This window comes from Pilosibacter sp. YYHA0881 (assembly GCF_051602715.1).
Classification (GTDB): Bacteria; Bacillota; Clostridia; order Lachnospirales; family Lachnospiraceae; genus Alitiscatomonas; species Alitiscatomonas aceti.
Genome location: NZ_CP175657.1, coordinates 3,222,656 through 3,247,174, shown reverse-complemented (window position 1 = coordinate 3,247,174; position 24,519 = coordinate 3,222,656). Strand labels below are relative to the sequence as shown.

Here is a 24,519-nt window from a genome sequence, read left to right as displayed (position 1 = left end):
CTTACGGTGATCCCAATCTTATTTATACCCTTTCTCGTGCAGAGCAGCCTGGGCAGCAGCCAGTCTTGCGATCGGCACACGGAACGGAGAACAGGATACATAGTTTAAGCCTACCTTATGGCAGAACTCTACGGAAGACGGATCTCCGCCGTGCTCGCCGCAGATACCGCACTTAAGCTCCGGACGGGTTGCGCGTCCTTCCTTTACAGCCATTTCCACAAGACGGCCAACACCTGTCTGGTCAAGTCTTGCAAACGGATCGGACTCGTAGATCTTAGCCTTGTAGTAGGAATCTAAGAACTTGCCGGCGTCGTCACGGGAGAAGCCGAAGGTCATCTGTGTCAGGTCGTTGGTACCGAAGGAGAAGAACTCTGCCTCTTCAGCTACCTGTCCGGCTGTCAGAGCCGCACGCGGGATCTCGATCATGGTACCGATATGGTACTGGATGTCGGAGCCTTTCTCTTTCTTAACCTGCTCAGCAACTTCAACAACGATGTCCTTAACGAACTTCAGCTCTTTCTTCTCACCGATCAGCGGGATCATGATCTCCGGAACGATGTCGTAGCCGCACTCTTCCTTAACCTCGATGGCAGCCTCCATAACGGCACGGGTCTGCATCTTTGCGATCTCCGGATAAGTAACAGCCAGACGGCATCCACGGTGACCCATCATCGGGTTGAACTCATGGAGCTCATCACATTTTGCTTTAACAACTTCAACCGTCAGACCCATATCCTTTGCAAGGTCAGCCATCTCCTCCGTTGTCTTCGGAGTGAACTCATGCAGCGGCGGATCTAAGTAACGAACGGTCATCGGTCTTCCTTCCAGAGCCTTGTACATGCCCTTGAAGTCGCCCTTCTGGAACGGGATCAGCTCGTTTAATGCAGCCTCTCTTGCCTCAACGGTATCAGAAAGGATCATCTTTCTTAAGCTGTGGATTCTCTCGGGCTCGAAGAACATATGCTCGGTACGGCAGAGGCCGATACCCTCAGCGCCAAGCTTCACTGCGTTTGCAGTATCAGCCGGTGTGTCTGCGTTGGTACGAACGCCCAGCTTACGGAAGCTGTCAGCCCAGTCCATGATCCTCTTGAAGTTTCCGCCAACGGAAGCCTCCTGAGTCTGGATGTCGCCTTTGTAGATCTTACCTGTGGTTCCGTCTAAGGAGATGTAATCGCCTTCGTGGAAGGTATATCCGCCAAGGGAGAATTCCTTCTTCTCTTCGTCGATCTTGATCTCGCCGCAGCCGGATACACAGCAGGTACCCATACCACGGGCAACTACTGCTGCGTGGGAGGTCATACCGCCGCGTACAGTCAGGATACCCTGTGCAGCGTGCATACCCTCGATGTCCTCCGGAGATGTCTCCAGACGAACCAGGATCACTCTCTCGCCCTTGCCGCCGATGCCTGCAGCCTTGGCAGTCTCTGCGTCGAAGCATACCTTACCTGCTGCTGCACCCGGGGAAGCCGGAAGAGCCTGTCCGATCACCTCGCCAGCCTTTAATGCAGCCGGATCGAAGGTGGGATGTAATAACTGGTCAAGAGACTTAGCCTCGATTCTGCATACAGCCTCCTCGGGAGTGATCTGTCCCTCGTCTACGAGATCGCAGGCGATCTGGATCGCAGCCGGAGCAGTTCTCTTACCGTTACGTGTCTGTAAGAAGTATAATTTGCCTTCCTCGATGGTGAACTCCATATCCTGCATGTCGTGGAAATGGTTCTCCAGCTTCATTGCAAGATCGATAAACTGCTTGTAGCAGTCCGGAAGGTCTTTTTCAAGCTGGGTGATGGGCTGCGGTGTACGAACGCCTGCAACCACGTCCTCACCCTGGGCGTTGATCAGGTACTCACCGAAGATACCCTTTTCGCCAGTGGAGGGGTTACGTGTGAAGGCAACGCCTGTACCGGATGTCTCACCCTTGTTTCCGAATACCATGGTCTGTACGTTTACAGCGGTACCCCAGTCGCCCGGAATATCGTTCATACGACGGTATACGATGGCACGCGGGTTGTCCCAGGAACGGAATACAGCCTTAACGGCGCCCATTAACTGCTCCTTGGGATCCTGCGGGAACTCTTCCCCGTTCATAGCCTCTTTGTAAACGGCTTTGAACTTGTCTGCTAATTCCTTTAAGTCGTCAGCGGTCAGCTCTGTATCGAAATGAACGCCCTTTGCCTCTTTCATCTCGTCGATGATCTTCTCGAAGTAGGACTTGGGAACTTCCATAACAACGTCAGAGTACATCTGGATGAATCTTCTGTAAGAATCATATGCGAAACGCGGGTTTCCGGTCTTCTTTGCGAAGCCCTCAACAGCCACGTCGTTTAAACCAAGGTTTAAGATGGTATCCATCATACCCGGCATGGATGCTCTTGCACCGGAACGAACGGAAACCAGCAACGGATCTTCGGTATCACCGAATTTCTTTCCGTTTACGCCCTCTAACCATGTAATAGCCTCGAAGATCTGGTTCTGGATCTCCTCTGTGATCTGCTTGCCGCTGTTGTAGTAATCGGTGCAGGCCTCTGTCGTAACAGTAAAGCCCTGCGGGATCGGCATGCCAAGGATCGTCATCTCAGCCAGGTTGCAGCCTTTACCGCCGAGAAGGTTTCTCATCGAAGCATTACCTTCTTCAAACTTATAAACCCACTTTGCCATAAGTTTTTCTTCCTCCTATCAAATTTGTAGAAAAGCTTCTACGTGACTAGTTTCTCCATTTCCCGGTTCCTGCCATGCGTTTTCCCATGTCCGCTGCCAGGACATATGGTTTGGAAATTTGCGCACAAAAACAGCAGGCCGGAAAACGGTCTGCTGACATTATAAGGGATATTGCCAGATATTGCAATATCCCCTAATGATTTTTTCGCCAAAATATATAGCTTATGAGGTTTTCATCCCCATTTTTCCGCGGATCCTAGTAAAAACTGCTGATGACCAGAGTCATGCCGATCCCCAGGACCGCGCCTGCCGCCACCTGGAGAGGCGTATGGCCCACATACTCCTTCAGTTTCTCCTGGAGCAGGACTCCGTCCAGGTTCAGTATATTTTCAAAAAACACACTATTTAAAAGCTGCGCCTGTTTTCCCGTCTCCCGGCGGACACCCATGGCATCGTACATGACGACCATGGCCACCACAAAGCTGATGGCAAATTCAAAGCTGCCCACGCCGTATTTAAGCCCCGATGCCGTGGTCAGCGCGCATACCGTGGCCGAATGGGAACTGGGCATCCCGCCAGAGCCGAACAGCCGCTCCGGGTTGAACGACCGGTTTAAGACCACGTCAATGATGGTCTTTAAGACCTGGGCCACCGTCCAGCCCGCCACGGAACACACCAGCACCTGGTTCCCTAGTATCTCATTCCAAATCTCCATGGTTTCCTCCAAACTGCATTCCCTAGTAGCCCAGCAGCCAGTCGTACAGCTCCTGGTATTTTCCTGCGGATGTATTCCAGGAAAAATCCACCGCCATATCCCGGTCCACGATCTTGTTCCACTCACGCTTTTTATTGTAGTAGATATATTTTGCGTAGCGGATGATGTTTAACATCTCATGGGCATTGTAATTGGCAAAGGAGAAGCCGGTCCCGGTCCCCTCGTATTCATTGTACGGCCATACAGTATCCTTTAACCCGCCGGTCTCCCGGACAATGGGCACAGTGCCATACCGGAGAGCCATCAGCTGGCTTAAGCCGCAGGGCTCAAACAGGGACGGCATCAGGAAGGCATCGCAGGCCGCGTAGATCTTATGGGACATGGGCTCCGAATAATAGATCTGGGCAGATACCCGGTCATGGTATTTCCAGTCATAATGACGGAACATGTTCTCGTATTTATCGTCTCCCGTTCCCAGGACCACCAGCTGCACATCGTCGGTACAGATCTCGTCCATCACGCACTGGATCAGATCCAGGCCCTTCTGATCCGTAAGACGGGAAACGATGCCGATCATGAATTTCTTGTCATCTCTTGCCAGTCCCAGTTCCTCCTGGAGCGCCAGCTTATTCTTTGCCTTTTCCTTCCGGAAATTTTTCGCGTTATACTGCTGGGCGATATAGGGATCGGTCTCCGGGTTGAAATCATCGTAGTCGATGCCGTTGACGATCCCCCTCAGGTCGTTGGCCCGGGCTCTCATGAGTCCGTCCAGGCCCTCACCGTAAAACGGGGTCTTGATCTCCTCTGCGTAGGTGCTGCTCACGGTGGTGATGGCGTCCGCATATACCAGGCCGCCCTTTAACATATTGCCGTCCTTGTAGGCCTCCAGCTTATCCGGCGTAAAATAGTAATCCGGAAGGCCGGAAAATCTCTGGATGGTCTTCACATCCCACACACCCTGGAATTTCAGATTGTGGATCGTCATGACCGTCTTCATATCGCGGAAGAATTCTCCGCCGCGGAACCGGTCCTTTAAATAGACTGGGATCAGTCCCGTCTGCCAGTCGTGGCAGTGGACGATATCCGGCTTCCATCCGATCACCGGAAGGGCCGAAAGGGCTGCCTGGGAGAAGAAGGAGAACTTTTCCAGATCATAATACCAGTCGCCGTAGGGCTTTTCCCCCCAGAAGTAGCTTTCATTATCGATGAAATAAAATGTGATCCCTTCATATACATACTGGAGGATCCCCACATAACGGCTCTGGCCCAGATAATCCATATAGAAATGGTCTATATAGGTCATTTCATTGCGGAGCACTTCTTTTATACAGAGATATTTGGGTATCATCACACGTACGTCAAAGTATTTTTTGTCAAAACATTTGGGAAGAGAACCCACAACGTCCGCCAGGCCCCCGGTCTTGATAAAAGGCACAGCCTCCGAAGCGATAAATAATATGTTTTTCATACTGAACCCATCCTTCCGCTAATACAGCTTTCGCTCATTTTCATTAGGTTCAGTATACCACATTCCCAGGGATTTAGAAAGTAGGTCCATAAACTTTTTAGATTCTCTTATATATGGCTGGACGGTTACATTCTCTTATAATCCAGGCGGATCTTATCTGCGATCAGTGCCACAAATTCTGAATTCGTCGGTTTTCCCTTGCCCCCGTTGACCGTATAGCCAAAAAGTTCATTCAGGGTATCCATCTTTCCCCGGCTCCAGGCCACCTCAATGGCGTGGCGGATGGCCCGCTCCACACGGCTGGACGTGGTCTGATGACGCTTGGCAATGGTGGGATATAAGATCTTTGTCACCGATGACAGCATCTCCGCGTCCTGCACCGACATGATGATGGCATCTCTCAGATACTGATATCCCTTAATATGGGCAGGGATCCCGATCTCATGGAGCATCTGGGTCACATCGGTCTCCAGGTTCTGCTCCATGTACGCCGCCTTATCCAGATATGGCTGTACCCGCCGCACGCCTCCGTGGTCGCCGGCAGCAGCAGCCCGTACCCTTCCCCGGCTGACCCGGCGTATCTTATCCAGAACCACATCCCGGCTGAACGGCTTCATTATGTAGTAATTGGCTCCCAGACGGAACGCGTCCTCGGTCACATCCTGGCTGCTGGCAGCCGTTACCATAATGAAAGAAGGAGTTCCCTTCATCTGGCTGTTGTTCCTGACCCGCTCCATCACGGAAATCCCATCCAGTCTCGGCATGATCACATCCATCAGAACGATATCCGGGTTCGTCTCCACGATCATGTTATACGCATCCTCACCGTTGTCCGCCTTTCCCACCACATGGATCCCGTCTTCCTTCTCAAGTATCTCTCCCAACAGATTTAATGTCTGTCTGTTATCATCCGCGATTGCAACCGAAACCTCTGCCATAGCATTCCCTCCTGAACTGTCATAATCAATGTCTATCCCCCTGCATTTTCCATTTTCTTTTAAAAAACGGGGAACAAGCGGTTTTATTATAGGCTTTTAACCGAGAAAGAAGCAATGAAATTCGTCCGCAACTTTCGACAACGTTTGACAATTTGCATGGAACGCAAAAAAAGCATCATCATTTTTCATGATCGACGCTTTTTTCTGAACATAATGTAATAATATGTCTTTTATCGTTTTTCCCTTGTGTCCTTCGGATCCCCTGTCCCCAGGCTACCGCTTCACTGCCACAAGATGGTTGACGAACTGCTGGGCCGTCCGGCCGGAAAGACCGCCGCCCCGCATCTCAAACCGGTTGGCCTCATAACCGATCTCCTCATCGCTCATCTCCTCCGGCGTGATCCCGGCCCGGCGTGCCAGCTCCACAGCCATCGCATTAAAGCCGCTCTTATCCGGCTTGGCGTAATAGATGGTAAGGCCGAACCGGTTCACCAGGGACAGCTTTTCCTCCATGGTGTCGGACCGGTGCATGTCCTCTCCGTGCTCCATGTCGTCCCGGTCACGGCTGGTCTCTTTTATAAGGTGACGGCGGTTGGAGGTGGCATAGATCAGCACATTATCCGGCTTTGTCTCCACGCCTCCCTCAATGACGGCCTTTAAGAACTTATACTCGATCTCAAATTCCTCGAAGGACAGATCATCCATATAAATGATGAACCGGTAATTCCGGTTCTTCACCTGGGCGATGATGGCAGAGAGATCCTTGAACTGGTGCTTGTAGATCTCGATCATCCTGAGGCCGTCGGGGTAAAACTGGTTCACAATGGCCTTGATGCTGGTGGATTTTCCTGTACCGGAATCTCCAAATAAAAGGACATTGTTGGCAGCCCTTCCCTCCACGAAGGCCCGGGTATTATCCACCAGCTTCTTTTTCTGGAGCTCATAGCCAATGAGATCGTCCAGCATCACTGCATCCATATTGTTGATGGGAAGGAAGCGGACGGTCCCGTCCTCATTCCCGGCAATGCGGAAGGCCTTATTCAGTCCGAACATACCCACGCCGTAATCCCGGTAAAACCCGGTCACATGGAAAAAAAAGGCCTCTGCATCCTCTGCCTCCGCCAGCTTTTCACTCAGGGCCCGCACCTTCTCACTGACGTTCCTGTTATACATCAGTTCCTTTTTCCGGATGGCCTTATAATGGGTCAGATGGTAAAAGCAGTCGATGGAAAGCGCCTCCTCCATCCAGGAAAAATCGTAATGGAACAGCTGCCGGAACATTTCAAGATCATGCTTTACAAAGATATTGACCGTTCCGTCCTGGGCTCCCACCTTTTCACATACCAGGCTGAAGGGATTCTCACTGGTGATCAGGAGAAAGGTCAGGTAATTCTGCCAGAGGTTTTTATCAAAGGCATAATCAGTGGATACAGAAAGGAGGTTTTTCACCTGGCCGAATACCCGGGTGCGAAGCACGTCCCTGTCCTGGCTCCCGTCTTTTAATCTCATGCAGATATCAGAAAGCTGCCAGAGGATCGAGTCCTCCGGCAGTTTTCCGTATACCAGCAGATTGGATACGATCTGGTTCATTATTCTACGATTGCTCCTCTGTCTGCTGAGGATACCATTCTGGCATACCGTTTCAGATATCCGGTCACCTGCTTCGGCTCCTTTAACTTCATGGTCCTTCTGCGCTCCTCCATCTCCTCATCGGAAACCAGCAGCTTTATGCTGTAATTGGGAATGTCGATGGCGATCTGATCCCCATCCTTCACATAGGCGATGGGGCCTCCGGCCGCTGCCTCTGGAGAAATATGGCCGATGGCGGCTCCGCAGGACGCGCCGGAAAATCTTCCGTCCGTCAGAAGGGCCACGGTGGTATCCAGCTTCATTCCCACGATGGCGGAGGTGGGGGAAAGCATTTCCCGCATTCCAGGTCCGCCGGACGGACCCTCGTAGCGGATCACCACCACATCTCCAGGCACGATCTTTCCGGCATAAATGGCTGCAATGGCCTCCTCCTCAGAGTCGAAGCACCGGGCTGTCCCTGTGTTCACCAGCATTTCCGGCTTTACGGCAGAGCGCTTTACAATGGCTCCGTTGGGAGCCAGGTTTCCAAAGAGCACTGCCAGCCCTCCGGTCTTTGTATACGGACGGTCCAGAGGCCGGATCACCTCCGGATCGCGGTTCTTCGCATGGGCCACGTTCTCACCCAGGGTCTTTCCTGTGACGGTCATACAGCTTCCGTCGATCATCCCGCCGTCCAGCAGCTCCTTTAGCACGGCGGAGATCCCTCCGGCCTGCATCAGATCCTGCATGTGGTGATGGCCCGCCGGAGCCAGGTGGCAGAGGTTGGGCGTCTTCTCGCTGATCTCGTTGATCATATGGAGATTGATGGAGATCCCCGCCTCATGGGCAATGGCCGGAAGATGGAGGGCTGAGTTGGTGGAGCAGCCCAGGGCCATATCTGCGGTCAGTGCATTCTCAAAGGACTTTTCCGTCACGATGTCCCTGGGACGGATGTTGTCCTCCAGAAGCTTCATGACCTGCATCCCCGCCGTCTTTGCCAGGCGGATCCGCTCGCCGTAAACCGCCGGGATGGTCCCGTTTCCGGGAAGGCCCAGGCCCAGGACCTCTGTAAGGCAGTTCATGGAGTTGGCCGTGAACATACCAGAGCAGGAGCCGCAGCCGGGACAGGAGCTTCCCTCGATCTCAGCCAGCTCACCGTCGCCGATGAGACCGGCCTTCCTGGCTCCCACGGCCTCAAACACGGAATTTAAGTCTCTTTGTCCAATGGAGAGCATGGGGCCTCCGGACACGAAGATACAGGGGAGGTTCAGGCGCAAGGCCGCCATGAGCATTCCCGGCACGATCTTGTCGCAGTTGGGAATGAACACCAGGGCGTCGAAGCAGTGGCCGCTTACCATGCATTCGATGGTATCCGCGATCAGCTCCCTGGAGCTTAAGGAAAAATGCATGCCCTTGTGGCCCATGGCGATGCCGTCGCAGACGCCGATGGTATTAAACTCCATGGGAGTCCCGCCGGCCGCCAGAACGCCGTCCTTGACGGCCCTGGCAATGGTCTGTAAGTGTACGTGGCCCGGGGCGATCTCATTGAATGAGTTGACCACGCCCACAAAGGGGCGGCGGATCTGCTCGTCGCTGTATCCGTCGGCTTTTAAAAGGGAACGGTGGGGAGCACGCTCCACGCCGGATTTTACCTGATCAGAATTCATATGCTGCACTCCTGTCCTTCCTTAAGATTATTTTGCCTCGTCTAAGTTCTGGGCCTGCTTCCAGCCCATCTTGGCCCTTAACTCACGGCCGGTCTTTGCTGCCAGCGTGTCCGCATGGGCGGCTCTGGCTGCGTTGAACATGGTGCGGCCTACCTGGTTTTCCAGGATCCAGTTCTTGGCAAAAGTGCCGTCCTGGATCTCTGTGAGAACCTGCTTCATCTCTGCCTTTACGGAATCGGTGATGATCCGCTTTCCAGTCATGTAGTCGCCGTACTCAGCCGTATCAGAGATGGAATAGCGCATTCCCTCAAATCCGGCGTTGAAGATCAGATCTACGATCAGCTTCATCTCATGGATACACTCAAAATATGCGTTCTCCGGCTTATATCCGGCCTCCACCAGCGTATTGAAGCCAGCCTCCATCAGGGCGCACACGCCGCCGCAGAGGACTGCCTGCTCGCCGAACAGATCGGTTTCTGTCTCTTCTTTAAAGGTAGTCTCTAAGATCCCGCCTCTGGCTCCGCCGATGCCTGCTGCATAGGCCTTTGCCACCTCCATGGAATTTCCGGAGGGATCCTGCTCCACGGCCACCAGGCAGGGCACGCCCTTTCCGGCCACATACTGGGAACGGACGGTGTGGCCCGGACCCTTGGGAGCGATCATGATCACGTTCACGCCGGCCGGCGGGATGATCTGTTTAAAGTGGATATTAAAACCATGGGCAAAGCACAGGGTCTTTCCGTCGGTCAGATTTTCCCTGATATCGTTTTTATAAAGAACCGCCTGCTTTTCATCGTTTACCAGGATCATGATGATATCGGAGGCCTTTACGGCATCAGCGGTATTCATTACAGTAAAGCCGTCCTCTTTTGCCTGTACGGCAGATTTAGAGCCCTCATACAGACCCACCACCACGTCACAGCCGGAATCCCTTAAGTTCAGCGCATGGGCATGGCCCTGGGAACCGTATCCGATCACAGCGATCTTCTTTCCATCCAGAAGTGATAAATTGCAGTCTCTCTCATAATACATTGTAGCCATAGTTTTTTCTCCTTTTTTATATATAAAATTTGGTTAAAGCCTTTTTCATCCGCGCTTACGGTTCCGGCTGATCTTCCTCCGCCTCCCTGGGGGCGACGCTTAAGGTATTGTCCCAGCCGATCCCAATGGCGATATCTCCGGAGCTGCTTAACTCCAGGATCCCAAACTTGCGGATCTTCTCCACGAAGGAATCCACCTTTTCCTTGGTCCCTGTGATCTCGGCAGTCAGGTGTTCTTCTCCAAAGTCCACCACCTTCCCTCCGTATTCATTGATCAGCTCCAGCACCTGGTGCTTGGAGGAGCCGCGCTCCGTTCCGGTCAGATGCATCTTTACAAACATATGCTGGGCAAATAATGTATGCTCCTGTTCCAGAAGGGCCACAGTCTTCACGTCATAAAGCTTATAAAGCTGGCGTACCACCTGGTCCTTCATATACTCATCTCCCGTGGACACGATGGTGAGCCGGGTGTATTCCGGGTTCTCTGTGGGTCCGGCGGAGATGGCGTCGATGTTATAGCAGCGCTTGGCGTAAAGTCCGGCGATCCGGTCCAGGACACCAAAGCGGTTGTTGACGATCAGGCCAACGGCAAATCTCTCTTCCATAGGCTTATCCTTTCACTATCATGTCTCTGGCCGACCGGCCCGGCGGGATCATGGGGAGCACCTTTTCGTCCATACCGATATGGCAGTCGATGAGCACCGGTCCGTCGCTCTGATCCGCCTCGTCCAGGGCTTTCTTCAGCTCCTCCATGGTATGGGCAGAAACTCCTTTTGCCCCGAAAGCTGCTGCCAGGGCCGGGAAATCCGTCCTCCGGTCCAGGGTGGTATGGGAGTAATGGCAATCGTAAAAGATCGTCTGCCACTGTCTCACCATGCCTAAAACATCGTTGTTCATCACCACAATGGTCAGGGGCAGGTTCTGGCTCACCGCCGTGGCCATTTCGTTTAAATTCATCCCGAAGCTTCCATCCCCGGTAAAAAGCACCGTCCGCTTTCTTCCGTTGGCGATGCAGCCTCCGATGGCGGCTCCCAGGCCGTAGCCCATGGTCCCCAGGCCGCCGGAGGTCAGAAGCCTCTGGGGCTTTTCAAATTTATAGAACTGCATGGTCCACATCTGGTGCTGTCCCACGTCGGTGGCCACCACCGTGTCCGCGTCCCCGTGGCGGTTCACCTCTTCAATGATCGCCCTGGGACTGAAGCCCTTTGCAGGCGGCAGGACCTCCGCGCTCTTATACTCTTCGATCTGGCGGAGCCAGTCCGGATGCTCACACTGAGGGAGCACATCCAGGATCCTTTGAAGGATCATCTTCACATCTCCCCACATGCTGATATCGGGACTCACATTCTTTCCGATCTCCGCCCGGTCGATATCGATATGGACCGTCATGCATTTGCTGGTATATTCATTCAGGTCGCCGGTGGCCCGGTCCGAAAACCGCACGCCCACAGCAAACAGCAGATCGCACTGGGACTGGGCCATGATGGAGGCGTACTGTCCGTGCATGCCGCACATGCCCAGGTTCAGCGGATAAGAGGCCGGCACTGAGGTGAGGCCCATCATGCTGAGTCCCACGGCCGCATCTAACCGCCTTGAAAGCTCCAGGACCTCTTTTTCAGCACCCGAGGCGATCACGCCGCCGCCTGCATAAATAAACGGCCGCTTTGCTTTCTTTACCATTTCCAGCAGCTCGTCCAGGCTGCTGATGCTGGTCTTTCTCGCCTTCTTCACAGAAGGCGCCTTCATATCCGGATCGTATTCCCACTCCGCCGCCTGGACGTTTTTGGGGATATCGATGAGCACCGGCCCCTTCCTCCCGTCGTTGGCGATCTCAAAGGCCTCCTGGATCGTCTGCTGGAGATCCTTAATATCCCGCACCATGAAATTGTGCTTCACGATGGGCTGGGTGATCCCCACGATATCCACCTCCTGGAAGGAGTCCTTCCCCAGGCTGCTGACTGCCACGTTTCCTGTGATGGCCACCATGGGCACTGAATCCAGGTATGCGTTGGCAATGCCGGTCACCAGGTTGGTGGCTCCGGGTCCGCTGGTGGCCAGGACCACTCCTGTTTTCCCGCTGGCCCTGGCATAGCCGTCGGCCGCATGGGCCGCTCCCTGTTCATGGGCCGATAATACATGGCGGATCCGGTCTGATGCCAGGTAGAGCTCATCATAAATATTTAAGACCGCGCCGCCCGGATATCCAAATATCACTTCCACTCCCTGATGGATCAGCTCCTCCACCAGGATCCGTGCACCATTCATTTTCATAAAGTCTTCCCCTTGTCTGGTTGATGGAAACAGATCTTCCGGGCCGCCTCCGCAGAAAATTTCCCTTCCGCCGCACGGCGGTCCCCGCAGAAAGCGTTTTTTATATCATAGGATGTACTTTCCCATGATACAAAAAAACCTTACAGCGTCGTGCTGTAAGGTTTCTCTCTATCCCAAATTTCTTTGAGTATACTGCCGTCAGATCCCTTAAGTTTCAGCATAACGCAAATAAGCATTCCCGTCCACGACGATAATGCTGCCAATAATTCGGATCACGACTGCGATTAGTACCAATTCCATCATCATTGTATCTGCGTCTCCTTCCCTTAATGTTAGTTTATATTATACAAATTTCATCTGAAATTGCAAGTGCTTTATTTTCATATTTTCCATAAATCTTGGTTATGGTACGACGAAACCGTACGCCCCGCTGCGGGGCCAGGCGGCCGGTCGTCTTCCCGGCAGAGTCACAGTGCTCCGGCCTTCGGTCATCTTCCCGGCAGGAACCGGTCTGCCGGCACATGGATGTCCACACTGAACGCCGTTTTTATAAGCCAGAGGAAGAACCACAGCACCAGCACCGGGATCACACAGTTAATGATGATCAGGACCGCCACTGCATCCACAAAGCGGCCCAGCGCCTTTTTGGCCTGATCCACTGCTCCATTGAGCTTCTCTCCTACCCCTAAGATCCAGCCGGACAGTCCCTTTTCCTCTCCGGATGCCTCCGCCGCTTCCTCTTCCACCGCTCCTGCGGCTTTTTCCGCCTCCTCAATGGTCTGGCTGACCTCAAAGGCCTCCTCGATCAGACTGCTGACCTTTAAGCTCGCGGGGATCACCATAAATATGGCAAGGCCGGTCACAGCAAGGCGCAGGGCTAAACGTTTTAAAACACCGGAGGATAAAAACATTCCCAGGATCCCCAGGACGCAGGCAGCCGGGATCAGAAGAGAAAAGGCCGCATGGCCCGTAATGGCCAAAAGGAACTTCTCCAGCATCACAGCCCCCGCGGCGATCATCAGATAGCTCCCAAGCTCTGCGATCTGGTCCGCCAGGGGAGTCGTGGCGTCCCCCGGAATGGCTGCCACAGCGATGGAGCTGGCCGCCACAGCCGCCGTCATCTCCATGACCGTGATCTTCTTTTCCTCCAGGGCCTCCATGGAGGCCTTATGGTATTCCGGCGCAGATACTCTTTCCGATACTACAAAAGCCGAAAGCGCCGCCACTGCAAGCAGCACCAGGGCCAGGACCGTCTTCTGCATCATATTTTTATTTAATTCCATGTTCTGTTATCCTTTCTCTTATGGTACGGCTTTCTCTCACGGAATGGGGACCCCGGAAGGACCGGCTGCCGGCCACTTTTTCCTATGGCATAAAAAAGGCGTCCAGGGACAGCCGCAGGACGCCGTTTTTCGTTTTCCCGTTTACAGTTTTGAATATCCGTATGGATTGATCAGCGCATCCAGCTTCTTTCCTTCCTTGCAGATCGGGCAGTTGCGGTAATCGCTGAACATATAATCCGGCAGCTCCCGCTTTCCGAATACGGATTTGATGGGGATCCCGTTCATCTCGTCCAGGGCGCTGAACACTGCCGATACGCTCTGGATGATGCCGCCGTAATACTGGATTCCCTCGATGCCCTTGTTGATGGTAAGACCCGTGGTCACGGTGGCAGTCAGAAGGATCACATTCTTCCCGTTTAACATGGGACGGAAATTATCCTTGAACATGATCTGGCTGTTGCTGTTGAATTCGGGCTTGATGATATAAATGGTCTTGTGGGCGTTCAGGGACAGGAAGCCGCCCTTTGTCAGCTCCTCTGCCAGAAGCGTTCCGATGACCTCTGTTCCTTCCATGCATACGATGGTATCCACGACCATGTCGTACAGGTACATATGTACCAGTGCCCTAGCGATCTCCTGGGCCTCACTGACGCGGCTCTTGATGGTCGTCAGATCGATATAATAATTGGTGTGGGCATGGTTGGTGGCAAAATGGCCTTTTGTGACCTTTAAGCCAACGTCGGTTCCGGGTGCATAAATTTTCTCGTACTTCAGCTCCATAGATCTGCCTCCTTTTCATAGGGTTCACGTACATAACCGTTCAGATATCTGACTCTATTATACTAAACCTTCCGAGGTATCACAAGAAAAATTTACACATTTTATCTATTTTTTTGAAATAGAGTTACTATTTTCCCATTTCCTTTACCAGGCCAGCACCTCATGACCGTCCTCGGTCACCAGCACCATGATCTCCCACTGGGCCGACGGCTTCCCATCCTCCGTATAAATGGTCCAGCCGTTTCCATCGTCCACAAAGATCTCGTCGCCGCCCATGTTGACCATGGGTTCAATGGTAAAGATCATGCCCGGGGCCATGAGCATTTCCGTTCCCCGACGGGTCACATAGCTGACAAAGGGATCCTCATGGAATTCCAGTCCCACGCCGTGGCCTCCCACATCCTCCACCACTGTATAGCCGTGCTTTTTCACATGGTCATGGACGGCCTGGCCCATGTCTCCCAGATATCCCCATGGCTTCACCTCCTGGAGTCCCTTTTCCACCGCTTCCCTGGTGACGCGCACCAGCTTCTCCTTTTCCGGTCCCACATCCCCGATCATAAACATACGGGAGGAATCGGAATAATAGCCGTGGAGGATGGTGGACACATCCACGTTGATGATATCGCCCTCCTTTAAGACCACGTCCTCTGACGGGATCCCGTGGCACACCTGGGCGTCGATGGAGGTGCAGACGCTTTTGGGGAAGCCCTCATAGCCCAGAGGAGCCGGGATCCCTCCGTGCTTTGTTGTATAATCATACACCCACTGGTCGATCTCCGCCGTTGTGATCCCGGCCCTGATCCGCTCTGCCACGTAGTCCAGCACCGCCACATTGAGCTTTCCGCTCTCCCGGATCCCCTGGATCTGCTCCGGCGTTTTTATGATCTTGTGGGACGGCACCTCATGGCCCATGAACCGGGCCCTGCTCACCTTCCTGTCGAATTCCTGGTGGCACTGGCCGTAGGGCTTTCTGCTCCCGCACCAGCATGGGTCTCCGCTTCCGATTCTCTTTAACATTTATTTTTCCTCTTTTCCATGATTTTTTATGAACACAAAGCTGTTTTCCTCCGAATGCTCCGGGGAATACCCGTAGCCGGATACGGAAAACCCTTTGACCGCTTCCACATCTGTAACGTTGTTTTCTGCCAGAAAACGGACCATCTCTCCTCTGGCCATTTTGGCCTCCGTGGCCTTTATCTTTACTTTTCCGTCCTTCAGCACGCCAAAGACGCAGGTAACAAACCGGATATCCGGCGTCAGGAACGGCTCGATGGCTTTGCTGTATTCCCTGGAGGCCAGGTTTAAGATCACCGGCGTATTTTCTGCCTTCCCGCTGCTGCCCGGCTCCGTCTCCTCTTCTGTCTTTCCGGTCAGCTCCTCAAACAGACTGCTCCCCCAGAAATCGTACAGGTCCTTCTTTCCATCCACTGCCAGCCTGGCCTGCATTTCCAGGCGGTAGGGAGTTACCCGGTCGTCGGGCCGCAGGATCCCGTAAAAACCGCTCAGGATCCGCAGATGGTTTTTTACGTATTCCCACTGACCATGGGAAAACAGGTGGGGCGCCATATACTGGTACTGGATCCCCACATAGGAAAGAAGGGCCGGCGTCAGCGCCCGGTCCAGATCCATGGCCTGGTACCGTTCAAAATTTTCCCGTGTGATCCGGTCGTTGGCCTTAAACAGCTCTTTAAGCTCCTCTTCCGACATGGAGCAGAGCCGTTCATGCAGCCGTTTTGTCCGGTCCAGAAACACCGGAAAACCGCCGGGTTCAAACATGTCACTGCGTTCTTCCATTTTCTTTGCGGGGGAAATAATGATCTTCATCAGATGTTTTCGCTCCTTGCATATTTTTCCAGCCTTCGGTATAATGAGGATATCAGAGGGCCGCGCTCCGCGGCCCGGGACTCCGGCTCCGGCACTGGATATTTCCGGCTCCGGCCCGGGTCCCCGCCACTTATCATACATTCACAGAATGGGTTTGTCAAACCATTCTGCACAGGGGTGTACCGCAGGAAAGGGGAAACGTCATGAAGGTATTAGTCACAGGGTTCGATCCGTTTGGCGGCGAATCCATAAATCCGGCCTGGGAGGCCGTAAAATGTATCAGAAATGAGATCGCCGGGGCAGAGATCGTCACCATGCAGATCCCGACCGTAGTCGGCAGATCCATCGAAAGGATCCATGAAAAGATGAAGGAGCTCCAGCCGGATATGGTCATAAGCGTCGGCCAGGCAGGCGGCAGGTTCGGCGTAACGCCGGAGCGGGTAGCCATCAACATCACCGATGCCAGGATCCCCGATAACGAAGGAAACCAGCCCATTGACGAGCCGGTATTTGCGGATGGGGATGCCGCGTACTTCAGCAATCTTCCCGTGAAGGCCATGGTCCAGGCCATCAAGGACGCCGGATATCCGTCCAGTCTGTCCAACTCCGCCGGAACCTATATCTGCAACCATGTGATGTACGGGATCCTCTATTATATCCATAAGGAATTCCCGGATGTCCGCGGCGGCTTTATCCATGTACCATACGCCGCATCCCAGGCAGTCAATAAGCCCAATACGCCGTCCATGGCCATTGCAGACATCACCGCAGCCCTGGAGGCCGCCATTGAGGCCGCCGTCCGCAACACATGCGATATCCGGGCAGTGGGCGGGGAGATCCATTAAGGGGATAGTCCGCCCCGGCGTATATAAAATATCAGTTTCAACTGAAAAATCATATCAAATACGTCCTGTAAGAGCATACATGCTCTGATGCAGGGCGTATTTTTGTTTTTCTCATCTTCCAGTCCGCTATCCGCGAAAATCACAAAGTCTTTTGCGGGAAGCGGTCCTGCCTCATAAAAACAAATCATTGACTGCACGCGGCGTGCAGTCTTACGCTGAAAAGGAAGATGAGGTAATGATGTGGAAGCGAAAACGTTGCGAGAAATATGCGCCGGTACCGGAGTATCCAGGCGTACCATCCAGGGATATGAAAAAGCCGGGCTGGTTTCTGCCTCCGGTAAAAATAAATATGGCCACCTGCTCTATGACCAAGCGGCAGAGGAACGGATCCGGAACATCCGTTTCTATCAGCAGATCGGGTTTCCGGTCCGCGAAATATCCGGGATTATTGACGCTTCCATCCCAGTGAAGCGCAAAGCCCTAAAAAACAGGATCAAGGCGTTAAAAAGGGAGCAGGATGAGTTGAAACGTCTGATAGAAAAAGCGTTGAAGCTGCTGGACTCGCTCTCATGATACGCTGCCGGCAGGAACGTTCCCAAGAATTACCAAAAAACATTATACTAGGAGGAATCATAATGAACATGAAGAAAACAGCGCTCGCTGGAGTCTGTGCTGCGGCCATGACAATTTCCATGGGGCTCACCGCCTTTGGAGGACAGTGGCGATCTGATGCCAACGGCTGGTGGTACCAAAACGAGGATGGAAGCTATCCAGCAGACGCCTGGCAGTGGATCGACGGAAACAGTGATGGAGCAGCCGAATGTTACTTCTTCGACAGCCAGGGATACTGTATGACGAATACTGTAACCCCCGACGGCAGCACGGTGAACGAGTATGGAGCCTGGACCATAAATGACACGGTCCAGGTGAAGGCTTTCCCCAGGGAATCCAGAGCCACAGATGGAATCCGGTCCGAATTTAAAAAGGCGCTGGATACATATGAGCAGTTTTTCGACGAGTACTGCGCCTTCATGAACAGGTACTCCGATTCCGGTTACAGCCCCGAAATGATGGGAGACTATCTCGCCTTCCTCTCAAAGTACCAGGAAGCCATGGATAGCCTTAACCGACTGGATAACCAGGAATTAAATAACTCAGAGCTTCTGTATTATCTGGAGGTCACTGAGCGCATCACCCAGAAACTGACGGAAGTTTCCCTGTAATTAGGAAGGGATTGTAAAGACTGTGTGAATTTAAAAAAAGAACGTATGGGCGGCCCCTTCTGGAGCCGCCCATACGTTTTACAGCACAACGCCGTCCTTAAAGATGGAGATCTCTCTGAATCCCTTCTCCTCGGCCTTTGTCTGCTTTCCGTCTGCCGTTTCGATCACCAGCTGCAGCAGTCTCTTTGCAGCGTCATCGATGGATTCTCCATCGGCGATGGGGCCGGCGTCAAAGTCGATCCAGCCCTTTTTCTTTTCCGCAAGCTGGCTGTTGGTGGCCAGCTTAAGAGTCGGGGCCGGAGCTCCGAAGGGGGTTCCCCGCCCTGTGGTGAACAGGATCATATGGGCTCCCGCCGCTGTCATGGCTGTGGCGGAGACCAGATCGTTTCCAGGTCCATACAGCATATTGAGCCCCTTGGCTGTCACCGGATCTCCGTAGCCGATCACGTCCATGATGGGAGCTGTACCGCCCTTCTGGACACAGCCGCAGGACTTGTCCTCCAGGGTGGTGATCCCGCCCTGACGGTTTCCGGGACTGGGGTTGTCATAAACCACCTCATTATGGCTGATAAAATAATTCTTAAAGCCATTGATCATGTCCACGGCCTTTTCAAACACCGCTTCATTGACGCAGCGGTTCATTAAGAAGCCCTCTGCGCCAAACATCTCCGGCACCTCTGTGAGCACAGTGGAGCCGCCTCTGGCCGCCATCATGTCGCTGAAGCGGCCCACAGCCGGATTGGCCGTGATTCCGGATAAGCCGTCGGAGCCGCCGCACTTCATGCCGATGACCAGCTCGCTTACGGGAATGGGCTCTCTCTTAAACTGGGACGCATATTCCGCGCACTGCTTTAACAGCTCCCGGCCCTCAGAAAACTCGTCCCCGGCTTCCTGGCAGATCAGGAATTTTACCCGGTCCTTATCGTAATCGCCCAGCTCCTCTAAGAACTGCTCGTGGGTCAGATTTTCACAGCCCAGTCCCAGCACCAGCACAGCCGCCGCGTTGGGATGGCGCACCAGGGCCGCCAGAAGCTTCCTTGTCTGGGCATGGTCCTCGCCGGTCTGGCTGCATCCGAAGGGATGGGGGAAGGTATAAAGGCCGTCGATGGTCCCTGTCACAAGATCCTGATTGTCCCGCACCATCTTCTTGGCCACATCGTTGACGCAGCCCACCGTGGGAATGATCCAGATCTCATTGCGGATGGCGGCGCGGCCATCCTTTCTGCGGAAGCCCTGGAAGGTCTCCGGCTCCACCTTTTCAGGGAATGTGAGGCTTGGGGTATAGGTGTACTCCATCTCACCTTCCAGGTTGGTCTTTACGTTATGGGTGTGCATCCAGGTTCCCGGAGCGGCATCCTCGGTGGCATGACCGATAGGAAAGCCATATTTTACCACATTTTCACCCTTTTTGATGGGAAGAAGGGCGATCTTATGGCCCTGGGGGATGTCCATAAGAGCTTTAACAGTGATCCCTCCGGCGGTGATCTCCTCGCCTTCTGCGATGGGGTGGAGAGCCACTGCCACGTTGTCCAGATCAGAAATCCTTATTGTTTTCATATTTCAAATTACAGGCAGCTTGCAAACGCAGCCTTTGCTCCTTCCGTGCGGATCATCTTTAAATCAGCAGTAACGGTTTCTTCCAGTCCGGCGATCTTTGTAAGATCCTGATCCCACATCTGTTCGTTGGTAAGAACGGCATGGACCAGAGCCTCTGGAGTGTCGTTTCTGTGGGCATAGTAAAATTCCAGGGCCCAGCGGTCATCGCTTACGGTATACTCATTTCCAGCCGGGCGTCTGCATACCAGTCCAGCGTCCGTAAGGGACTGGATCTCATTGCTGTAAAATGCGATATAAGCAGCCAGGGACATGGTCAGGCACTGGGGCAGGCAGCCCTTTTCCTCAATGTATCCTAAGAAGGACGGCATATTCCGGGCTTTCCACTTGGAGGTGGAATTTAAGGAAATGCTCATGAGCTCATGGTTTACAAAGGGATTATTGAACCGGTCCTCCACGGCGGCAGCAAACTGCATCAGATCGTCCTTATCCAGCGGAAGGGTCGGGATCACCTCATCGTAGAGCATCTTGTTCATGAAGCCCTTGATGGTCTCATCGTTCATGCAGTCCCGGACGATATTTTCACCTGCCAGGTATGCGCCGAGGACAAAGCCTGTGTGGGCGCCGTTTAAGATACGCACCTTTCTCTTTTTGTAGGGGCTCATATCCGGTGTTACGAATACCTTATCCAGAAGTCCGGCCTTCTTAAAGGGAAGCACATCATTTAACTTCTCGTCGCCTTCGATGACCCATACGCCGAACACCTCTCCCACGTCCAGCAGGGGATCTGCATAGCCGTGCTTTTCTTCTAATTCAGCCACTTCCTTCTCATCCCGGATACGGCCCGGTACGATCCGGTCCACCAGGGAGCCGCAGAAGGTGCAGTCCTCATTCACATATTTTCTGAAGCTATCCTCCAGCTCCCACTGGTCAATGTACTGGTTCACGCACTTTAACAGTTCTTTTCCGTTGTTGTCGATGAGCTCGCAGGCTAACATCACGATCCCCGGCTTTCCGGCTTTATAGCGGTGATATAAGACCTGGGTCAGCTTTGCCGGGAAGCTGGACGGCGGGCAGTCGTCCTTTTTGCAGGAAGGATCATACTGGATGCCTGCCTCTGTGGTGTTGGAAACGATGATCTCCAGATCGTCGCTGGCAGCCACATCCATCATTTTTTTGTAGTCGTCGGCTTCATAGGGGTTTAAGCAGCGGCTCACGCTGGAGATCACGCGCTTTGCATCCACCTTCTGGCCGTTTTCACTGCCGCGCAGATACAGGGTATAAAGGCCCTCCTGATCATTGATCATATTGGCAAGGCCTGGAGCAATGGGCTGTACCAGGCAGCACTTTCCGTTCCAGCCGGCCTTCTCGTTGGCCAGATCGAACCAGTAATCCACGAACGCCCGTAAAAAGTTTCCTTCGCCGAACTGCAGCACCTTCTCCGGCGCATCCTTTAATACATATCCGTCATAACCGGATTTTTTTAACACTTCATAATTTAAGCGTTCCATAAAGCTTTCCTCGACTTTCTTAAAAAATCTGCCGGATGAATGCATGACCATCCATCCGGCAGGTGAAGCTACCTCCATTTGGAAGCAGGGCTCTTTATTAATAGAACAGATTTACCAGGAAGGTGGTGAACGGCTCGAACCATGTCAGGAGCATCAGGTTGACCACCAGCAGGATGTAGAACGGAACTGCCTCTTTAATAAAGGCCGCCGTCTTACACTTGGTAATGGAACAGGTAACGAACATCAGCGTGCCCATTGGCGGAGATAATGCGCCGATGGCGTTGTTGAAGATATAGATCATTGCAAACTGGATCTCGTTGATCCCGTACTCGGCAGCAATGGGAGCCAGTAACGGAACCAGAATGATCATGGAAGCGTTTCCTTCAATGAACATGCCCACAAGGAGAAGGAACACGTTCACAACGATCAGGAATACGAATTTACTGTGGATATTGGCTAACATCCATGCGGTCAGCGTCTGCGGGATCCGCTCCTTGGTAAGGATCCAGGAGAATACAGATGCCGCGGATACGATGAGCATGATGGATGCTGTGGAGCACACGGTCTCCTTTAAGCCCTGCACCATATCCTTCACATGCATTTCACGGTAAATGATGCCTAAAAGGGCAGCGTAAAGGATCGCCACAGCTCCGGCCTCCGTTGCGGTGAAGATACCGATACGGATACCTCCGATGATGATGATCGGAAGCAATAAGGGCAGGACTGCCGGCTTAAAGGCCTTCCAGAACCGGGGCCAGGTGAGCTTTTCTGTGGTCAGGTTTCCGTATCCGCGTTTTTTTGAAATAAAGCCCACTAAGATCATCATGGTGATGCAGAGGAGGCCGCCTACGCCAAAGCCGGAAATAAACAGCTTACCGATGGATACGTTGGCAATACATCCGTAAAGGATCATGGCGATTCCCGGGGGGATCAGCGGAGTGATCATAGAGGACGCCGCTGTTACCACGCTGGAAAATTCAAGGGAAAAGCCCTTCTTTGTCATTTCCGGTACCATCATCTTGGACTCCATGGCCGCGTCGGCGATATTGGAGCCGGACAGACCGCCCATAACTGTGGAGAGAAGGACGTTTACCTGGGCAAGTCCGCCTGGGAGACGGCCAGTGACCACCTCACAGAAGTCCATGATCCGCTTTGTAACGCCTGTGTAGTTCATGAAGATACCCGCACAAATAAAGAACGGGATGGCCATAAGGGAGATCTTCTCCGTACCGATGATGGCCTGCTGGGCAAATACCACGGCATTGATATCGGGATTCAATACGAAATACACCATGGAGCCGCCAAGAACGGCAATATACACCGGAACCTTAAGGAATAACAGGACCAGCATTACGATGGCTGATAACATAAGAACATCACTCATTGCTGCTTGCCGCCTCCTTTGCTTCCGATTTTACACCTTTAATGATGCTGTAAAAATAGCTGAAGATCATATCAATGTAAGAAAAAATCGCAATTCCGTATACGGCTGTATAAGGAATCTTTAACATGCTGGTGGAACGGCCGCTCTTTATGAATACCTGGATGAAGCCGATACTCTGGAAGAACAGATAGCCTACAACTGCCACCACCACGATGGAAATGAACCATTCCATGATCTTCTGCACCTTCGCAGGCATCAGATCCACGATCATTTCGATGGCCACATGGTTTCCGGTCCTGAAAGCGGCGCCGGCCGCTGCAAATACGATCCATACTAAACAGGAAGTCTGCACCTCCTCGAGCCATGTGAAGGGAGCGTCGAAAATATAACGCCAGATCACGCCCAGGAAGGTAAGGACGATCAGGATCGCCAGGATCGCAGATGCAACTGCGATATCCAGGTTCATCAGGACAGAAGCAATTTTATTTTGTTTCTTTTCCATACCTTTGCTCCTAATATTGGCTTCTGCGGCCAGACCGCAACGGTCCGCCGCAGAAGATCATTGTCAGTCTTATTCGTTTGCGCCCATGGCTGCTCTTACAGTGTCATAGAGACCATCTGTCCAGCCAAAGTCCATCTCATAGAAGGGCTGTGCCTTTTCCTTGAAGCCTGCAAGAACCTCTTCGGACGGCTCCACAACGGTAACGCCCTCGTCCTTCATCTTCTGGAGGTAATCGGCCTCAGCAGCCTGCTGTACTTCGTTGTTGTACTCACCGGCCTCAGAAGCAGTCTCTAAGAGCCAGGTCTGCTGCTCTTCTGTTAAGCTGTTGAACCAGTCAGCAGAAACCACCCATGTGGTGAAGTTCTTTACGTGTCCGTCAAGGATCAGGTACTTGGCAACCTCATGGAGCTTTCTTCCATAAAGAGTTGCTAACGGATTCTCAGCGCCGTCGATGGTCTTGGTCTGAAGAGCCTGGTAAACGTCGCCTAAAGCCATACCTGTGGAGGTTGCGCCTAAAACGTCGAAGCCCTTGGACTGGATCTCATTGGAAGGAACGCGGATCTTTAAGCCCTTTAAGTCCTCAACTGTGTTCACCGGAACGTTTGTTAATGTATGTCTCTCGCCGTAGATCCAGTTGGAAGCGATGATCTTAAGACCCTTCTCCTCCAGCTTGCCGCACTGCTCTTTATACCAGTCAGATTCGATCAGAGTCCAGCACTGATCCCAGTTATCAAACAGGAACGGTCCGAATACAATACCGAAATCCGGTACGCCGTAGTCTGCATAGAAAGCGCCGTCTGCCAGTGTGCAGACATTCTCTCCTAAGAGCATGGAGTCGATCAGGGAGGACTTGTCTCCTAACTGGGAGTCCGGATAAACCTCAATGGCCATCTTTCCGCCGGATTTCTCTTTGATGATCTCCTGTGCCTTTGTCCAGCCCTCGCCAACGGGCTCAGTGATGGAGTTCTCGAATGCGACCTGGAGAACTACCTCTGCGTCTGCACTGCCGGAATCAGCTGCTGCTGCGGTCGTCTCCTTGTCCTCAGCTGCTGCTGTTGTTTCCTTGTCAGCTCCGGCTGCTGCCGCAGTCGTCTCGTCTGCTCCGCCGCCGCAGGCTGTAAGAGTTGTTGCTGTCATTGCTCCTGCCAGTGTCAGGGCCATAACCTTTCTCAGTTTCATAATGTTTTCCCTCCGTTTTTAGCTTTTTGCAGCGGTCCGGCTGTTCTTTGCGCCCTCTGCGCCGGCCGCCTGGGCCGCTGCATATTTTGGGTTTATGTGTAAAGC

General features: G+C 53.0%; 21 protein-coding genes. 3 read left to right on the top strand and 18 right to left on the bottom strand.

Annotation, left to right across the window (positions count from 1 at the left end):
* Nucleotides 1-18: 18 nt before the first annotated feature.
* From ppdK to yaaA, 13 genes are all read right to left on the bottom strand, one after another.
* The gene (ppdK, locus tag ACI6NM_RS15295) at nt 19-2,658 is read right to left on the bottom strand and encodes a pyruvate, phosphate dikinase (RefSeq protein ID WP_262427216.1); all 2,640 of its coding nucleotides are present in this window, start codon (nt 2,656-2,658) and stop codon (nt 19-21) included.
* Between the two features lie 256 nt (nt 2,659-2,914).
* On the bottom strand, nt 2,915-3,373 hold the full coding sequence (locus ACI6NM_RS15290; protein ID WP_022273226.1) for a divergent PAP2 family protein: 459 nt from the start codon (nt 3,371-3,373) through the stop codon (nt 2,915-2,917).
* Nucleotides 3,374-3,395: 22 nt separating this feature from the next.
* Nucleotides 3,396-4,841, bottom strand: coding sequence for a glycogen synthase GlgA (glgA, locus tag ACI6NM_RS15285; RefSeq protein WP_022273227.1), 1,446 nt, complete (start codon nt 4,839-4,841; stop codon nt 3,396-3,398).
* A gap of 125 nt (nt 4,842-4,966) precedes the next feature.
* A complete protein-coding gene (spo0A, locus tag ACI6NM_RS15280; RefSeq protein ID WP_022273228.1) occupies nt 4,967-5,779 on the bottom strand; it encodes a sporulation transcription factor Spo0A in 813 nt (270 codons plus the stop codon).
* Nucleotides 5,780-6,052: 273 nt separating this feature from the next.
* Entirely contained in the window at nt 6,053-7,369 is a 1,317-nt protein-coding gene (locus ACI6NM_RS15275) for an ATP-binding protein (RefSeq protein WP_022273229.1), read from the bottom strand.
* Complete coding sequence (gene ilvD, locus ACI6NM_RS15270) at nt 7,369-9,015, bottom strand: dihydroxy-acid dehydratase (RefSeq protein ID WP_022273230.1); 1,647 nt, start codon at nt 9,013-9,015, stop codon at nt 7,369-7,371. The genes ACI6NM_RS15275 and ilvD overlap by 1 nt, the downstream gene beginning before the upstream one ends.
* 27 nt (nt 9,016-9,042) lie before the next feature.
* Complete coding sequence (gene ilvC / locus ACI6NM_RS15265; RefSeq protein WP_022273231.1) at nt 9,043-10,056, bottom strand: ketol-acid reductoisomerase; 1,014 nt, start codon at nt 10,054-10,056, stop codon at nt 9,043-9,045.
* Between the two features lie 55 nt (nt 10,057-10,111).
* Nucleotides 10,112-10,660 (bottom strand): acetolactate synthase small subunit, encoded by a 549-nt coding sequence (ilvN, locus tag ACI6NM_RS15260; RefSeq protein ID WP_022273232.1) that lies wholly within the window; start codon nt 10,658-10,660, stop codon nt 10,112-10,114.
* A gap of 4 nt (nt 10,661-10,664) precedes the next feature.
* Nucleotides 10,665-12,326: a biosynthetic-type acetolactate synthase large subunit gene (gene ilvB, locus ACI6NM_RS15255; RefSeq protein ID WP_262427217.1), complete on the bottom strand. Its 1,662-nt coding sequence runs from the start codon at nt 12,324-12,326 to the stop codon at nt 10,665-10,667.
* A gap of 488 nt (nt 12,327-12,814) precedes the next feature.
* Nucleotides 12,815-13,609 (bottom strand): hypothetical protein, encoded by a 795-nt coding sequence (locus ACI6NM_RS15250; RefSeq protein ID WP_022273235.1) that lies wholly within the window; start codon nt 13,607-13,609, stop codon nt 12,815-12,817.
* 141 nt (nt 13,610-13,750) lie between these two features.
* A complete protein-coding gene (locus ACI6NM_RS15245) occupies nt 13,751-14,389 on the bottom strand; it encodes a type I phosphoribosyltransferase (RefSeq protein WP_022273236.1) in 639 nt (212 codons plus the stop codon).
* A 144-nt stretch (nt 14,390-14,533) separates the two neighbouring features.
* Entirely contained in the window at nt 14,534-15,409 is an 876-nt protein-coding gene (locus ACI6NM_RS15240; protein WP_262427218.1) for a methionyl aminopeptidase, read from the bottom strand.
* Entirely contained in the window at nt 15,410-16,216 is an 807-nt protein-coding gene (yaaA, locus tag ACI6NM_RS15235; protein WP_262427219.1) for a peroxide stress protein YaaA, read from the bottom strand.
* Between the two features lie 203 nt (nt 16,217-16,419).
* Here yaaA and pcp point away from each other — a divergent pair, with 203 nt between their 5' ends.
* From pcp to ACI6NM_RS15220, 3 genes are all read left to right on the top strand, one after another.
* Complete coding sequence (pcp, locus tag ACI6NM_RS15230) at nt 16,420-17,061, top strand: pyroglutamyl-peptidase I (RefSeq protein WP_022273239.1); 642 nt, start codon at nt 16,420-16,422, stop codon at nt 17,059-17,061.
* A 240-nt stretch (nt 17,062-17,301) separates the two neighbouring features.
* On the top strand, nt 17,302-17,634 hold the full coding sequence (locus ACI6NM_RS15225) for a MerR family transcriptional regulator (RefSeq protein WP_158359454.1): 333 nt from the start codon (nt 17,302-17,304) through the stop codon (nt 17,632-17,634).
* A gap of 62 nt (nt 17,635-17,696) precedes the next feature.
* Nucleotides 17,697-18,284, top strand: coding sequence for a DUF6591 domain-containing protein (locus tag ACI6NM_RS15220; RefSeq protein WP_262427220.1), 588 nt, complete (start codon nt 17,697-17,699; stop codon nt 18,282-18,284).
* A gap of 78 nt (nt 18,285-18,362) precedes the next feature.
* Here the strand turns inward: ACI6NM_RS15220 and ACI6NM_RS15215 are convergent, their stop codons facing one another.
* From ACI6NM_RS15215 to dctP, 5 genes are all read right to left on the bottom strand, one after another.
* Complete coding sequence (locus ACI6NM_RS15215) at nt 18,363-19,841, bottom strand: UxaA family hydrolase (RefSeq protein ID WP_022273247.1); 1,479 nt, start codon at nt 19,839-19,841, stop codon at nt 18,363-18,365.
* 8 nt (nt 19,842-19,849) lie between these two features.
* Nucleotides 19,850-21,349 carry a tagaturonate reductase gene (locus tag ACI6NM_RS15210; protein WP_158359450.1) on the bottom strand — a complete coding sequence of 500 codons (1,500 nt, stop codon included), beginning with the start codon at nt 21,347-21,349 and terminating at the stop codon, nt 19,850-19,852.
* 97 nt (nt 21,350-21,446) lie between these two features.
* Nucleotides 21,447-22,733 carry a TRAP transporter large permease gene (locus tag ACI6NM_RS15205; protein WP_022273249.1) on the bottom strand — a complete coding sequence of 429 codons (1,287 nt, stop codon included), beginning with the start codon at nt 22,731-22,733 and terminating at the stop codon, nt 21,447-21,449.
* On the bottom strand, nt 22,726-23,235 hold the full coding sequence (locus ACI6NM_RS15200) for a TRAP transporter small permease (RefSeq protein ID WP_022273250.1): 510 nt from the start codon (nt 23,233-23,235) through the stop codon (nt 22,726-22,728). The genes ACI6NM_RS15205 and ACI6NM_RS15200 overlap by 8 nt, the downstream gene beginning before the upstream one ends.
* Nucleotides 23,236-23,304: 69 nt before the next feature.
* Nucleotides 23,305-24,414, bottom strand: a complete 1,110-nt coding sequence (gene dctP, locus ACI6NM_RS15195) for a C4-dicarboxylate TRAP transporter substrate-binding protein (RefSeq protein WP_262427221.1) — start codon at nt 24,412-24,414, stop codon at nt 23,305-23,307.
* Nucleotides 24,415-24,519 lie beyond the last annotated feature (105 nt).

Bases quoted from the DNA above. Each gene is read 5' to 3' on its own strand.
- ppdK (WP_262427216.1), bottom strand. From the start codon at position 2,658: ATGGCAAAGTGGGTTTATAAGTTTGAAGAAGGTAATGCTTCGATGAGA.
- ACI6NM_RS15290 (WP_022273226.1), bottom strand. From the start codon at position 3,373: ATGGAGATTTGGAATGAGATACTAGGGAACCAGGTGCTGGTGTGTTCC.
- glgA (WP_022273227.1), bottom strand. From the start codon at position 4,841: ATGAAAAACATATTATTTATCGCTTCGGAGGCTGTGCCTTTTATCAAG.
- spo0A (WP_022273228.1), bottom strand. From the start codon at position 5,779: ATGGCAGAGGTTTCGGTTGCAATCGCGGATGATAACAGACAGACATTA.
- ACI6NM_RS15275 (WP_022273229.1), bottom strand. From the start codon at position 7,369: ATGAACCAGATCGTATCCAATCTGCTGGTATACGGAAAACTGCCGGAG.
- ilvD (WP_022273230.1), bottom strand. From the start codon at position 9,015: ATGAATTCTGATCAGGTAAAATCCGGCGTGGAGCGTGCTCCCCACCGT.
- ilvC (WP_022273231.1), bottom strand. From the start codon at position 10,056: ATGGCTACAATGTATTATGAGAGAGACTGCAATTTATCACTTCTGGAT.
- ilvN (WP_022273232.1), bottom strand. From the start codon at position 10,660: ATGGAAGAGAGATTTGCCGTTGGCCTGATCGTCAACAACCGCTTTGGT.
- ilvB (WP_262427217.1), bottom strand. From the start codon at position 12,326: ATGAAAATGAATGGTGCACGGATCCTGGTGGAGGAGCTGATCCATCAG.
- ACI6NM_RS15250 (WP_022273235.1), bottom strand. From the start codon at position 13,609: ATGGAATTAAATAAAAATATGATGCAGAAGACGGTCCTGGCCCTGGTG.
- ACI6NM_RS15245 (WP_022273236.1), bottom strand. From the start codon at position 14,389: ATGGAGCTGAAGTACGAGAAAATTTATGCACCCGGAACCGACGTTGGC.
- ACI6NM_RS15240 (WP_262427218.1), bottom strand. From the start codon at position 15,409: ATGTTAAAGAGAATCGGAAGCGGAGACCCATGCTGGTGCGGGAGCAGA.
- yaaA (WP_262427219.1), bottom strand. From the start codon at position 16,216: ATGAAGATCATTATTTCCCCCGCAAAGAAAATGGAAGAACGCAGTGAC.
- pcp (WP_022273239.1), top strand. From the start codon at position 16,420: ATGAAGGTATTAGTCACAGGGTTCGATCCGTTTGGCGGCGAATCCATA.
- ACI6NM_RS15220 (WP_262427220.1), top strand. From the start codon at position 17,697: ATGAACATGAAGAAAACAGCGCTCGCTGGAGTCTGTGCTGCGGCCATG.
- ACI6NM_RS15215 (WP_022273247.1), bottom strand. From the start codon at position 19,841: ATGAAAACAATAAGGATTTCTGATCTGGACAACGTGGCAGTGGCTCTC.
- ACI6NM_RS15210 (WP_158359450.1), bottom strand. From the start codon at position 21,349: ATGGAACGCTTAAATTATGAAGTGTTAAAAAAATCCGGTTATGACGGA.
- ACI6NM_RS15205 (WP_022273249.1), bottom strand. From the start codon at position 22,733: ATGAGTGATGTTCTTATGTTATCAGCCATCGTAATGCTGGTCCTGTTA.
- ACI6NM_RS15200 (WP_022273250.1), bottom strand. From the start codon at position 23,235: ATGGAAAAGAAACAAAATAAAATTGCTTCTGTCCTGATGAACCTGGAT.
- dctP (WP_262427221.1), bottom strand. From the start codon at position 24,414: ATGAAACTGAGAAAGGTTATGGCCCTGACACTGGCAGGAGCAATGACA.